The following is a 12417-nucleotide window of genomic DNA, read 5'->3' on the forward strand; positions in this document are numbered from 1 at the left end:
GTTTGTTGCAATGATTGCGATGGTTCACTAATAGCACAAAATAAGAGGCCATTCTTCAATTCGAAGGACGACCTCTTATTTTTGCGCTATTTAACTGAATGTTGAAAATACTGATCAGCTAGTAAAACTTATGGCAAAAAAGGAAAATACTATTTTTAACTCAATTCAAAATTTTCATGGTAAAAAATGAATTATTCAAGTAAATTGCTATCTTTAAGCGTTTCATCAAGCGGCTTACTTGGTTCTTGTGTGGCTTGTAATTCCTCCAAATGGTGTCGTTCTTGGTCATTCAAGATATGCAAAGAAATTTGGAAGATTGAGCCATGACCAAGTGAGGACTCAACAGAAACGTGACCGTTATACCCTTCGACCAATCGTTTAGCAATGGATAATCCGAGTCCATTGCCGCCTTTTTCCCGTGAACGCGCCTTGTCGACACGATAGAAACGATTAAAGACCCGATCCATGTTCTCAGGTGCAATTCCTTCTCCAAAGTCTTGCACGGACACCTGAGCGTTTCGCCCATCTTCTGACAAAGATACGTGGACCTCTTTGCGAGTTTGCGAATACTTAACTGCGTTGTCCATCAAAATAATGAGCACCTGCTCCAAATGATCACGAAACATCGAAACGTAAGTTGGCTTACGTAAATCATCATCCAAAGAAAAAGTGAAGTCCGGATGAATCATCTTGAAATTGTTAAAGACCTGGTTGACCACCATTTTGATATCCGTAACCTGATTACGAAAATCAATTTCAACTTGTTCAGCCCGGGACAGATCCAACATTTCTTGTACGAGACTCTTCATCCGTTTGGTCTCAGCTAAAGAAGCCTGGATGGATTCGTTTAACACTTCGGGATCATCCTTACCCCAGCGATTTAGTAGCTCCATATGGCCCTGAATGATGGCCACTGGCGTCCGTAATTCGTGAGACACATCGCCCACAAATTGTTGCTGCTGATCAATATACCGTTGCATTTGATCTAGCATCCGATTCAATAATTCCGACAGATCAGACAATTCGTCATTGCGGCGAGACTCCGGCACCCGCGTACTAGACTGGGGGTCTTCACTTGCCTTAGTGATTGTCGCACTAATATCAGAAATTGGCCGCAAGAAATAACTAGCTAAAATGTAACCAAATACCGATATTGCCAGTAACCCAATCAGTAACAACACAATCAAGATAGACCCAGTTCGTTGATACGTTCGCCAATAACCATTGAGCTGATTAGTAACTTGAACATAACCAACAACTCGCTTGGTGCCGTGCTGATAAATCGGCGCGCGGCCAACATACACAACGTGACCGTTCAAATGACTTAACTTCAATTGGCGTTTGCCAACGGACTCAAACGGCTGTGGATCAACTCGTGATGCGAAAATTTCAGAGCCACTACGGTCATAAACGCTAACGGCTAAATTATCATTGGCCAACGTTCGAATGATCGCATCGTTATATAAATTATGCTGTTGATCCGGTTTACTTGGATTATGCGGTAAATAAGGGTTTTCACGGGGACGAAGAACCGGTTCAACATCATCACTCGTCAGGTCCTTAACATTGTCATTTAACCGTTGGGTCACGACATTAATCGCATCCGTCGTCCGTCGGCGTTCTTGACGCAAAAGGACTGAGGTAAAGCTAGAAAATAATAATCCTAATACAATCGTAAAAATGACAAAGACACCCGTACCGGTACCGAGTGCCCACTTCCATTTTAACGACATGCGTCGTCTTTTTTTGGTTGTTTGTTTATCAGTCATCATGAACGAATTACGTATCCTGTTCCACGAACTGTTTGAATGTAACTTTCCTCACCTGGGCGATCGATTTTATTACGCAGATAACGAATGTAAACGTCCACGACATTAGTCTCAACCTCTGATTCGTAACCCCATACTTTTTGTAACAGTACATCACGTGCTAACACAACATTGACGTTTTCCATCAGTGTCAGTAACAGCTCGTATTCACGCTTGGTCAAATTAATAATTTCATCACCGCGACGAACGATCCGATTTTCCTTTTCGATTCGCAGATCCTTATATTCAACAACCGTTTGTTTGAAGTTTTTCTGTTCACCTTCAATATCGATCCGCCGTAGCAGTGCCCGTACACGAGCCAGTAGTTCTTCAATAGCAAATGGCTTAACGATGTAGTCGTCAGCTCCGTGATCAAGACCAGAAACTCGATCAATCACTGAATCACGCGCCGTCATCATCACAATTGGTGTGCTCTTTACTTCCCGAACTCGCCGGCAAACCTCTAAACCATTTAATTCCGGTAGCATCAAGTCAAGTAAAATAACATCAAAGTCGGTTTCAAGTGCAGCCTCCAGACCTGTCCGACCGTTGTATTCCACTTGGGTTGTGTACCCTTCATGTTTCAATTCAAGGTCAACAAAGCGAGCTAGGTTCTTCTCATCTTCAATGATGAGAATGCTATACTTCTTCGCATTTGTTTGTTCCGTGTTTTCCATTTAATTAACACTCCACATTTTATTATCGTTCTCTAAGTCTGAACGGTTCAATTTTTAACAACGCTCTCATTTTATCATTTAACCGCCATTTCTGCTAGCATCACCGGTTGTCCCGTTTGAAACCTCAATGTCTTGTCCGAGACAGCGAATAAAATAGGTTAAATGACGTGTAAAAAAGCACGCCAATTACAAGCCAAGAAACAATCGCCACATTGAAGTGTGAAAATACCAGCAATCCGACGAGGACGCCAACAATACCAGACAATGATGCAATACTGGCTACCTTGCGATCATAGTCCCCATAGTACACAAACAGACTACTGCCAGCAGCAACTGATAGTGCCGATCCACTCATCATAATTGGAAAAGCGACTAAGGGGTTTAATCCTAGCGCGTAGATAGTAGCTGTCGTTAGCGCATAAGATCCGATACCGATATTATTCAGTGCCCCATAGAGTATCTGCAACCCACAACCGACAATCAGTGACAGTCCGCTGAGTCGTAAGGCCGTCCCATTGCCAGCAATTAAATGTAACCGGCCAGCTAAAATGAATAGCCCTGCAATAATTAAACCACATGCAATCCATCGTTTGATCGTCCTTTCAGGCAATTTCACAACAAAGCGAGGACTCAACACCGCTCCCACTACTTGCGCAACTACTAATGCCAATAGGGTCACCGGGTCCACTTTAACGACACCAATGAACCCGACAGCCATCAGAACAAATGGTACGACGCCTTGAACATTAAGTGTTCCTGGCAGTCGCTTCACGGACACCCATTTAGTTGGTGTATAAATGGCTGTGCTGACCGCAAAGTCGGACACCCCTAACGTGGATAAAAAGAAAATCAGCATTCCGCTCAACGCTACCCCAATTGTCGGTGCGGGCGAGCGACGCACCGCATCCCAGTGACGGTAAAGGTCGACACCAACATATACCGCAAAACACACGCCCACGATGATTAATACTGCTAATAGTCCCGTTCGCATGGATCACACTCCGTTCATAAAGATTACAAGCAATGATTATACCGTAATTCTCACAGTATTTTCGCCCCAAAGGTAAGAATAAAGTCCACATCACCACTAATATTTGAGGCCAGTAAAACGCCCAGCTAACCGGTGGTGTATTGTCAGCCTTTCCCGTAGCTTCAATATAAAGTGAGTCTCTTAAACTAACTGGCAAAAAAGCGAGAAAAAAACACCTGAGAGCCTAGGCCTCTCAGATGTTTTCAATAATGAATTAAGCGTTGTTAGCAGTCTTAACGACTTGCTTGCCATCGTAGTATCCGCAACTAGGGCAGACACGATGTGACATCCGTAATTCACCACAGTTTGGGCATGGAGCCAAATTAGGCGTTGCTAATTTGATGTGACCTCGACGCTTCAACTTCTTTTCTTTAGATGTTTTCCGTGCTGGTACAGCCATGTGAACGAGCACCTCCTTGAATGATTTTATCCACACATGTGTTTTTAAAATCTGCTAAGCCATCCTACCGGTCTTGGTCCTGATCAGGGAACAATCCCTTTAACTTAGCGAGACGTGGATCAATGGGTTGATTTTCTTCCTGTTCAGCTGTGTAATCGTCCTCAGAAATAACTTCCCAACCATTTCCAGTTGGCATGTCCTGACCATTACGTTCTGACTCAGTTAGAATTTGCATAGGAATTTGGGCAATGATATTGTCAATCACACCCTCATCTAAGTCAACAGTTTGAGTCTCCAAGAGTAAAACCGTTTCGTTTTCCTCATAGCGATCAAAGTGACTCTCTTCCGTGATGTAAATCTCGTTCATGTCAAAGTCAAACGGAAAATCCACCGGTGCCAACGAACGACTCGAAGGCACTATAGCTTTACCGCTAACCTTAACATCTAGTAGCACATCGTCACGATCAACCATAACGGTTCCAACCACTTTAACGGGATCGATGTCGATAACCCGATCGGCGAACCGATCAAGCATCTTCACTTTCACATCTAAAGTTTCGTCGATCCGCAGTGGCTCATTACGATACTTTTCAAGCTCTTTGAGCGACCATTTCATCGATAAACCTCCTAATGCAACGAATTTCATTATACCGGCGCATTAATACAATGTCAACGTAAAATCCTTGACAGCCAAATGATTCTATTTGGTGCCTATTCGGATGGGGTCATGACGAAAGTCCTGCGACTGCCCCGTTAACATTTCGTATAGCATACCGGCACGATAGTCTAAATTTAACGTCGTTTTTTTTAAGTTCTGGTCAAACCTAGTTACGACGGGTAGTCCAAACGTTTTTTTATGTGCGTTTAAATACTGTTGACCAGCTGATGTAAAACCAAGTAACCGCAAGTAGTCTGTTTGACCGGGTGTCATTTCGTTATCAAGCGCGTGAACTAAAGCATACAAACAGACACGTTGTAATCGTGAATACGTATATCGTTTTGTCTTAATAGCGACTAAGAAATCATCCCAGTGCGACTGCGTTTCTGCAGCTTCCTTCAAACGATAATCTAAGCCTTCAGACATCTGATAAATTTGGTGCAAAGACGCCGTTGGCATCATCAATAAAGTATGCCGTAACAACGCCCACATCTTGGGTGACCACCCCTTCAATGGCGTCAAATGGCGAATATCAGCAAACGTCTCAGCCGGCACATTCGCTGCCACATTAACACCACGCTGATGACCGAGAACGGTCTGTCTGATGGCAGTTGCACTCGAATAGCCCCGTGGATTCATTTGGTCATCATGGTACTCACTGCCAACCCTTGCCACCGGCATCAACTTCAATGGTGACGACAACTTTGCGTTCGCAACGGCGTAACCATAGCCAAGAATATCGTTGGGTTGATCCAAACGAAATCCGGTTTGTGACTCTAATTGCGCGTTAAATAAAGTGGCATAGGTTTCATTAAACGTCTTAAACACCTGCGAATCATTGACTGTCGCATGAGCCAACGCTGCAAAGTCCGTTTGCTCATGTTCGGCGCCAAAAACTAGCGTCGGTACTTGCATGGCAGATAACAATGACAAGGCCCCTTGTGCGAACAAGTGGGCCGGCTGAACAGCCCAGTGAAATGGCAACTCTACTACGAGATCAGCCCCATTATGAAGTGCCTCTGACGCTCGCTGCCACTTATTGAATATGGCTGCTTCACCGCGTTGAACAAAATTGCCGCTCATGACAGCGATAACGACGTCAGCACCTGTAACCGCTCGTGCTTGCTGCAAATGATATCGATGACCGTTATGAAATGGATTATACTCCGCCACAACACCTACTGCCTGCATAATGTCATCCTTCCCGTCGACAGTCAAAGAACCAACGTGTTGTATCTGCCTTTGGCTCTGCTTTCCCAAAGTCGGCAAACACCTGAATCTGATTAAAGCCTGCCTGTGTCAATAATCGTTGATATGTTGCCAGTGGATACGTTCTTTCCACATGCAGTTCAGCGTGGTGGTCATAACCCTTAATTGAGTCATTCCAAATAAAAAAATTCAAATCGTGCTCAACCTGGTGTTCAGCATCGCCTTCATAACTGGTCCACATGAACGCACGATGATCATCGTGAAAATTGTACATATATCCGGGATAGACGTCATCTGTTTGATGCGGTGTAATGACGTCAAACAGATAATGACCATTGGCAGTCAAATGTGCAGCGGCCTCGCGAAACGCCTCCGCCATCTCCTCTTCATTGGGCAAATAGCAAAGAGAATCGTCAAAACAAGTAATTGTATTATACATTTCAAGATCGCCTAATGCAGTCATATCCCCCTGAATCAACGGCAATTCAACACCAACTGTCTGCGCCTTGCTTGCAGCAATGCTCAACATCTCTGGCGCTAGATCCAGACCGGTCACTTGGTATCCAGACTGAATCATCTTAATCGCTAACCGACCAGTACCGCATGCTAAGTCCAGCACGCTGTCAGTCTTCGCGACTCCTCGAGAGCGCACAAAACCCAGCCATGAGTCATACATAGCTGGGTCAAACAGTTCATCATAAAAATCGGCAAACTGTCCGTAAATCATGCTGTTTCGCCCAACCAATCTGTTAGGTTAACCATCGGCGCATCTGACCATAATTTTTCTAAATCATAGTAATGACGCTGTTCTTCTTGGAAAATGTGAACAACAATGTCACCAAAATCTAGCAGAACCCAAGTGCCTTCTGCCTTACCTTCAACCCGGCGAACCGTTACACCGGCCTCACCTTCAGCATCCAAAATAGCCTGAGTAATCGCCTGAACTTGACGCTTAGAACCACCATTCATAATGGCAAAATAATCGGCCACTAAGCTAACCTGCTCAACATCTAACGCCACAATATCCTCAGCACGTTTAGCATCTCCGGCCTTAACAGCCACTTCCAACATTTGTTTACTATCCAAAATAGTTCCTCATTTCACTTAATTGATTAATAGTTATATTTCATTTGCTTCTGAGCGACCCAACGATTAAACGTTAATAAGGTTGCCGGATAAATCGGCGCATTCTTTTCAGCTAAATACAGCATTGTGTGCTTCGTCTGAAAAGCAACCCCAGCACGCAGATCTTTGTGGGTTATCTGTCTAGCCTCATCAACACCATCAAAATTACGCTCGGGTTCAATGTAATCCGCCATATAAACAACTTGAGCCAACGGTGACATTTCCACAGCGCCCGTGGTGTGATAACGGACAGCGTTTAAAATGTCTTCATCATCAATGCCGAGCTCATCACGAATAAATTCTGCGCCCACAATACCATGCCAAATGGCGTTGCCCCAATTCAGGAGATCTGGATCCATTTGATGTTTTTTAATCATGCCGATGAACGCTTCATCGCTACGCTCCTTAGCATAATCATGGATCAAACCAGCAATACTAGCCTTTTCCAAATCAACACCATTCTCTTCAGCTAACTGAATTGCAGTCTGTTCTACGCGCAAACAATGATTGAACCGTTTGTCACGCAACTGTTGATGAACTGCTTCAACCAATTCATCACGTGTGCCTTTATAAAGATGCTGCTGATAACGCATTGTCTTACTCATGATACAACTGATGCTCCTTAATGTATGCTTCAACTGCCTCTGGAACTAAGTAGTGAATCGATTGCCCGCGTTTGACACGATCACGAATCATTGAACTGCTGATGTCAATTGTCGGCACATCGACCCAAATAACTGGATATGGCGTTTGTTTCTTATAGCCAGCTCGACCAACGCCAACAAACGTCACTATTTTTGCCAACTCGTCGATACGATGCCATTTCGGCAGATAGGCCACTTCATCCCCACCAATAATAAAGTAATACTCAGTTTTTGGATGACGCGTCTTCAAATCCACCATCGTGTCATACGTGTAGCTTTTGCCACCACGTTGAATTTCACTCATCTCTAAGTCAAACAACGGGTTTCCGAAAATAGCCCGACGAACCATTCTTGCGCGTAGCAAAGGATCAATTGCGAGTTTAGGGTCAATATGCGGAGGCTGAGCGTTGGGCATAAAAAGAACCTTATTTAATCCCAATTGCTTACCCACCTGATCCGCAATAATAAGATGACCTAAGTGTGGCGGATTAAAAGTCCCACCCAACATGCCTACCCGTTGTTTAGGCATTTCTGTGACCATTTCTGTCATCACTTGAGTGCCCGTTTGTTTAGTCGTTAACGTCGATGTAATCATTGTCTATCCCTACTTATTTCACGTGTTTACCCTAACACTAAACCAATGTTGCAACCTTTTTAGATAACCGTTGATTATCTGGATCCGTTGCAGGCATAAACAATACCAGCGTATGACCGATTGTTTGGACCACAGTAATCCGCGGATTTTTTTCAATAAAGGTCTTTGCCTCTGCGACGGTTGCATCTGCACTTTGTAACAAATTTACCTTTATCAGTTCACGTTTCTCCAAGGCACCAGTTAATTGGTCTAACCACGTTGCTGTCAAGCCGTTCTTTCCCACTGAAAACAGTGGACGTAGTGAATGTGCTTCAGAACGTAAAAAATGTTTTTGTTTACCCTTTAAATCCATATAATGTCTCTCCCGTTTTAAATCATTGCGCGTCTTAGCAAGACGTTGACGCCTTTTGGCGCCCAGCCAGCAATCGTTACATTGGTAGGAACTGTTACCCAGCCCAATCCTTCAATAACGAGATCACTTTTCTCCGTTGTGCGAAATTCGTGTCTTGTCAATTCAGGTAGATCTGCCAACTCTTCCTGGGAAGGTGGTGTGAGTATCTCACCAGCGTGATCACGATAAAATTCATCCGCGTGTGCCAATTTTGTTCGATGGATCATTAGATTGTTCTCAAAATAGGCACTAACACCGGTTGTTCGACTGTCTGTTGTTGCAGACAATAAATCGAACCTCGCTACTGCACCCATGAACAACGTTTGTTCACCTTGTAGCTGATAAACACGTGGCTTGATTTCCTTTTGTGGCGCAACATACTTTAAAGCCCCTGCACTTAGAAAATGAGCCATCTGTTCAGGATGAATAATTCCTGGTGTGTCAACTAAAACATGATCTTCTCCAAGTGGAATTTCAATCTTGTCTAACGTCGTCCCAGGGAAACGTGAGGTTGTGATCAGATCAGCAACACCAGAGTTTTGTTTTAAAATCTGATTAATCAATGTTGACTTACCAACGTTGGTAACACCCACAACATAAACGTCACGATCACCGCGATATTTATCAATCAATGTCAACAGATCATCCACATCGCGGCCATTCTTTGCGCTCAACAATGTGGTTGCCAGTGGTCGCAATCCATTGGCATTAGCTTGTTGACGTACCCAATCAGTCAGTTTACTTCGTTTGAGCGAACGTGGTAAAACATCTTCTTTATTACCAACTAGTAGGATCGGATTATCACCAACAAAACGATGTAATCCAGGGATCATACTGCCGTTAAAGTCAAAAATATCAACGACATAGACGATTAGGGCATTAGCATCCCGAATCTGAGCTAATAACCGTCTAAAATCGTCATCCGTTAATGACACTGGTACGATTTCGTTGTAATGACGCAAACGAAAACAACGCTGGCAATATAATTCACCGTTTTCAAGACCTTTTTTTAAGGCCGATTGTGGTGTATAGCCAACGGCCGTGGAATCTGTCGTTTGAATCTTAGCCCCACAGCCAATGCAATACAGTGGCTCTGACGTTTCAGTCGTTACTGCTTCACTCATCGTAAGTCCTCCTGCCATGTCATCGTCGGATAAACACGGCGTAATCGTTGCATCACAAAACGCTCAAAAAAACGGTTAATCCGTGTATCCCACTTGTCCGTTTCGATCAACGGCTTCACTAAAATACTACGCACATGCGCGTTATTTGCCGCCCACATGTCTGTCATCAACTGATCACCAACCATCACAACTTCACTATTGCTCAATGAGAGCCGCCGTTGTGCTTGACGAATACCGCGCGTTAAAGGTTTTAGTGAACGTGAAACGAATTCAAGTCCTAATGGCGTGACTGCTCGCGACACACGGGCAGCATTGTTATTTGAAACGACTACAATGCGAATATCATTTGCATGCATCGTTTGGATCCACCGTCGTAACTGCGGCGTTCCATCCGGATTATTCCAAGCAATCAACGTATTATCTAAGTCTGTCAAAATAACACGAATGCCCGCTGCCTTTAATTGTTCAGGCGAAACATTATATATTGCTGAAATCATCCAAGTTGGTTTGAAGTTGGCAATCATTTAAAGCTCCTTGCTGCTGACTATTTTTTAGCACAAAATTATCTAAATCATTATACCAGAAAGCACTTAAAAATGCTTATTCCACCGGTTTCGAATCACGTAAACGATTTACCACCGCCTGCATATCCTCAGGTAATGGCGCAGTGCAGGTCTGTCGCTGTTGCGTGACAGGATCTGTAAATGATAATTGCCATGCATGCAATGCCTGTCGTTGCATTAACCTAAGAGATCCACCATATAAACGATCACCGAGTAGCGGATGACCGATGCTCTGCATGTGCACTCTAATCTGATGAGTCCGTCCTGTTTTTAAATTTAATTCAACTAATGCGATATTTTCAAACTGTTCTAACACTTTATATTCAGTAATTGCAGATTGTCCGTTTGAAGTTATCGCTCTAGCAACCTGTCCATCCACTCGTCCAATTGGACTGTCAATAACACCGTGATCGTTCTCAAATCTTCCTTCCACCAGTGCGAGGTATGTTTTTCGCATTGTGTGCTGATCTACTTGAGGGGCAATCATTCCCTGAACAATACCATTACGTGCCACCAACATGATGCCGCTTGTATCACGATCTAGACGAGTGATTAAATGTGGCACTAAATTATCAGCATTATTGGCCACGAGCCAGCCTTTGATGCGATTGACCATCGTTGTTTGCTGATCGCTTGGTCCAGGAACAGCGTTAACACCTGCATTTTTATTAACTACCAGCCAATTTTCATCAGCCATCAAAACATCGATTGGTTCCTTATCAACAGCAACGTTCCCATCACTAGGCTCGTTGGGCAACGACAACGTGACAACATCACCAATTGCAACTGCCTGATCTGGCTGAGTGATTTGTTGATTCAACGCTATCCTGCCTCCAAGATGCCGCTGACGAGTCCATAAATTATGACTGATGCCTTGTGCAAACAAAAATTGTTTGACGCTGACATAAGTTGCGGTTGAACGCCAACTAAATTTCAATGTTTTGCTAACCCACTTTCTGGTGTATTTCTACTATTATATAACACAAGATTAATAATAATATTTGATCAAAAGCACAATAAAGCCATCTAACTACCGCTTCGAAACTGGATTTTTAACATACTCGGCTATTGCCGGCAGATTACGGTATGCTCCGTTTAAATCCATGCCAAAACCAACCAACCACACGTTAGGAACCGTCAGGCCAAGATAATCAATGTGAACTGGCGTCACGCGCGTCATTGGTTTGTCAGCCATAACTGCTATCTCAACACTTTTAGCACCTTGAGCCAATAACCAACGTTTTAGAAAAAACAAAGTATTGCCCGTATCAATAATTTCGTCCAATAAAATGATATGACGACCCGTGATCGAAATAGTCGGCTCCTGAAGCATTAACGGCTCGCTCTGCTGTTCGCCAGTATAGCTGGTGACAGAGACAAAATCGAGATCAGAGGGAGTTGACAACCGCTGACTGACAGCAATTGTCCACTGAGCAGCACCTTTCATCACACCGATAAGTAGTGGATTTGTTGCCTTATTTTTTTCACTGATCTGTTTAGCAACATCAGACGCCATCACCTCGATTTGATCAGGTGTCGCAAAAATTTGGCCAATATGGTCATCGAGTAGCGTTTTCAGGGATTCGTTGTTCACAATTAGATCCTTTCTGAGTGTCTCACTCGTTACAAAGACTGTTCAATATTCAATTGCGGTGACGATATCGTAACCCGAATTTTCTACGGACACAAGTCAAAGCAGTAATAACTAAAACAAAAAAGTCTGACAGGAAATTTCTTCCTGTCAGACTTCAATAGTCGCCTGCCTCTAAAAACGATTAATTCACCAACGTTTTTAAAATCGAAACAGGTGACTGCTACGTACTGCCAAGGATGTACCATTATCCCTCGCATCGTAGCCCAATTTTAAGCTGTTTTCGTTGAGTTGGTCATGTTTTCATGTCCTAGGTAATGCAGACGGTAGTTAGCCTGCCGTGTGGCATTAATACGATCCAACGCTAACTTAGCGGTGTCATATGAAACGTGGTCAAGAATTGAAACCCATTGTCTCCCGTGGCGAACTTCAACATTCCATTCTCCACGTGTTTGCATTTTATAAGTTTTCATAGGTGACCTCTTTTCTGCGCTCTCAAAACAATTGTCGACGCCAGTTCGCCAACAGTGAGAACTCCTGTTTCTTTACTGGAATATTCAGTCTAAACATTTTCAGAACAAAGTAAAGCAAAACGCTCACTG

Annotated in this window: 16 protein-coding genes; all 16 read right to left on the reverse strand. The window is 43.6% G+C overall.

The window, feature by feature from the left end; all coding sequences use genetic code 11:
• Positions 1 to 191: 191 nt before the first annotated feature.
• Positions 192 to 1772, reverse strand: coding sequence for a HAMP domain-containing sensor histidine kinase (locus tag GB993_RS04790; RefSeq protein ID WP_161001380.1), 1581 nt, complete (start codon positions 1770 to 1772; stop codon positions 192 to 194).
• Positions 1769 to 2485 carry a response regulator transcription factor gene (locus GB993_RS04795; RefSeq protein ID WP_017261725.1) on the reverse strand — a complete coding sequence of 239 codons (717 nt, stop codon included), beginning with the start codon at positions 2483 to 2485 and terminating at the stop codon, positions 1769 to 1771. The genes GB993_RS04790 and GB993_RS04795 overlap by 4 nt, the downstream gene beginning before the upstream one ends.
• A 124-nt stretch (positions 2486 to 2609) precedes the next feature.
• Positions 2610 to 3476 carry a sulfite exporter TauE/SafE family protein gene (locus tag GB993_RS04800; RefSeq protein ID WP_161001381.1) on the reverse strand — a complete coding sequence of 289 codons (867 nt, stop codon included), beginning with the start codon at positions 3474 to 3476 and terminating at the stop codon, positions 2610 to 2612.
• A 253-nt stretch (positions 3477 to 3729) separates the two neighbouring features.
• Positions 3730 to 3915, reverse strand: coding sequence for a 50S ribosomal protein L32 (rpmF, locus tag GB993_RS04805; protein ID WP_017261723.1), 186 nt, complete (start codon positions 3913 to 3915; stop codon positions 3730 to 3732).
• Between the two features lie 64 nt (positions 3916 to 3979).
• Positions 3980 to 4531 carry a YceD family protein gene (locus GB993_RS04810; RefSeq protein ID WP_161001382.1) on the reverse strand — a complete coding sequence of 184 codons (552 nt, stop codon included), beginning with the start codon at positions 4529 to 4531 and terminating at the stop codon, positions 3980 to 3982.
• Positions 4532 to 4615: 84 nt separating this feature from the next.
• Positions 4616 to 5764, reverse strand: coding sequence for a nucleotidyltransferase (locus GB993_RS04815; RefSeq protein ID WP_161003290.1), 1149 nt, complete (start codon positions 5762 to 5764; stop codon positions 4616 to 4618).
• 4 nt (positions 5765 to 5768) lie between these two features.
• On the reverse strand, positions 5769 to 6509 hold the full coding sequence (locus GB993_RS04820; RefSeq protein WP_161003291.1) for a class I SAM-dependent DNA methyltransferase: 741 nt from the start codon (positions 6507 to 6509) through the stop codon (positions 5769 to 5771).
• The gene (gene rsfS, locus GB993_RS04825; RefSeq protein ID WP_161003292.1) at positions 6506 to 6868 is read right to left on the reverse strand and encodes a ribosome silencing factor; all 363 of its coding nucleotides are present in this window, start codon (positions 6866 to 6868) and stop codon (positions 6506 to 6508) included. Before rsfS ends, GB993_RS04820 begins: the two co-directional genes overlap by 4 nt.
• Positions 6869 to 6894: 26 nt before the next feature.
• Complete coding sequence (gene yqeK, locus GB993_RS04830; protein WP_161003293.1) at positions 6895 to 7512, reverse strand: bis(5'-nucleosyl)-tetraphosphatase (symmetrical) YqeK; 618 nt, start codon at positions 7510 to 7512, stop codon at positions 6895 to 6897.
• Entirely contained in the window at positions 7505 to 8146 is a 642-nt protein-coding gene (locus GB993_RS04835) for a nicotinate-nucleotide adenylyltransferase (protein WP_161003294.1), read from the reverse strand. Before GB993_RS04835 ends, yqeK begins: the two co-directional genes overlap by 8 nt.
• A 37-nt stretch (positions 8147 to 8183) precedes the next feature.
• Positions 8184 to 8498, reverse strand: a complete 315-nt coding sequence (locus GB993_RS04840) for a YhbY family RNA-binding protein (protein ID WP_161003295.1) — start codon at positions 8496 to 8498, stop codon at positions 8184 to 8186.
• A 17-nt stretch (positions 8499 to 8515) separates the two neighbouring features.
• Entirely contained in the window at positions 8516 to 9661 is a 1146-nt protein-coding gene (gene yqeH, locus GB993_RS04845) for a ribosome biogenesis GTPase YqeH (RefSeq protein ID WP_161003296.1), read from the reverse strand.
• Positions 9658 to 10185, reverse strand: a complete 528-nt coding sequence (locus GB993_RS04850; protein WP_161001390.1) for a YqeG family HAD IIIA-type phosphatase — start codon at positions 10183 to 10185, stop codon at positions 9658 to 9660. Before GB993_RS04850 ends, yqeH begins: the two co-directional genes overlap by 4 nt.
• Positions 10186 to 10261: 76 nt before the next feature.
• Positions 10262 to 11044 (reverse strand): RluA family pseudouridine synthase, encoded by a 783-nt coding sequence (locus GB993_RS04855; protein WP_161003297.1) that lies wholly within the window; start codon positions 11042 to 11044, stop codon positions 10262 to 10264.
• A gap of 210 nt (positions 11045 to 11254) precedes the next feature.
• Positions 11255 to 11818: a phosphoribosyltransferase family protein gene (locus GB993_RS04860; RefSeq protein ID WP_161003298.1), complete on the reverse strand. Its 564-nt coding sequence runs from the start codon at positions 11816 to 11818 to the stop codon at positions 11255 to 11257.
• 269 nt (positions 11819 to 12087) lie between these two features.
• Positions 12088 to 12288 (reverse strand): hypothetical protein, encoded by a 201-nt coding sequence (locus GB993_RS04865; RefSeq protein ID WP_161003299.1) that lies wholly within the window; start codon positions 12286 to 12288, stop codon positions 12088 to 12090.
• Positions 12289 to 12417 lie beyond the last annotated feature (129 nt).

Source organism: Furfurilactobacillus milii (assembly GCF_009864005.1).
Lineage (GTDB): Bacteria > Bacillota > Bacilli > Lactobacillales > Lactobacillaceae > Furfurilactobacillus > Furfurilactobacillus rossiae_B.

Excerpts from the sequence above, each read along its gene's own strand:
- rpmF (WP_017261723.1), bottom strand. The coding sequence starts at position 3,915 with ATGGCTGTACCAGCACGGAAAACATCTAAAGAAAAGAAGTTGAAGCGT.
- GB993_RS04810 (WP_161001382.1), bottom strand. The coding sequence starts at position 4,531 with ATGAAATGGTCGCTCAAAGAGCTTGAAAAGTATCGTAATGAGCCACTG.
- GB993_RS04790 (WP_161001380.1), bottom strand. The coding sequence starts at position 1,772 with ATGATGACTGATAAACAAACAACCAAAAAAAGACGACGCATGTCGTTA.
- GB993_RS04835 (WP_161003294.1), bottom strand. The coding sequence starts at position 8,146 with ATGATTACATCGACGTTAACGACTAAACAAACGGGCACTCAAGTGATG.
- GB993_RS04865 (WP_161003299.1), bottom strand. The coding sequence starts at position 12,288 with ATGAAAACTTATAAAATGCAAACACGTGGAGAATGGAATGTTGAAGTT.
- GB993_RS04795 (WP_017261725.1), bottom strand. The coding sequence starts at position 2,485 with ATGGAAAACACGGAACAAACAAATGCGAAGAAGTATAGCATTCTCATC.
- GB993_RS04820 (WP_161003291.1), bottom strand. The coding sequence starts at position 6,509 with ATGATTTACGGACAGTTTGCCGATTTTTATGATGAACTGTTTGACCCA.
- yqeH (WP_161003296.1), bottom strand. The coding sequence starts at position 9,661 with ATGAGTGAAGCAGTAACGACTGAAACGTCAGAGCCACTGTATTGCATT.
- GB993_RS04850 (WP_161001390.1), bottom strand. The coding sequence starts at position 10,185 with ATGATTGCCAACTTCAAACCAACTTGGATGATTTCAGCAATATATAAT.
- yqeK (WP_161003293.1), bottom strand. The coding sequence starts at position 7,512 with ATGAGTAAGACAATGCGTTATCAGCAGCATCTTTATAAAGGCACACGT.
- GB993_RS04840 (WP_161003295.1), bottom strand. The coding sequence starts at position 8,498 with ATGGATTTAAAGGGTAAACAAAAACATTTTTTACGTTCTGAAGCACAT.
- GB993_RS04800 (WP_161001381.1), bottom strand. The coding sequence starts at position 3,476 with ATGCGAACGGGACTATTAGCAGTATTAATCATCGTGGGCGTGTGTTTT.
- GB993_RS04815 (WP_161003290.1), bottom strand. The coding sequence starts at position 5,764 with ATGCAGGCAGTAGGTGTTGTGGCGGAGTATAATCCATTTCATAACGGT.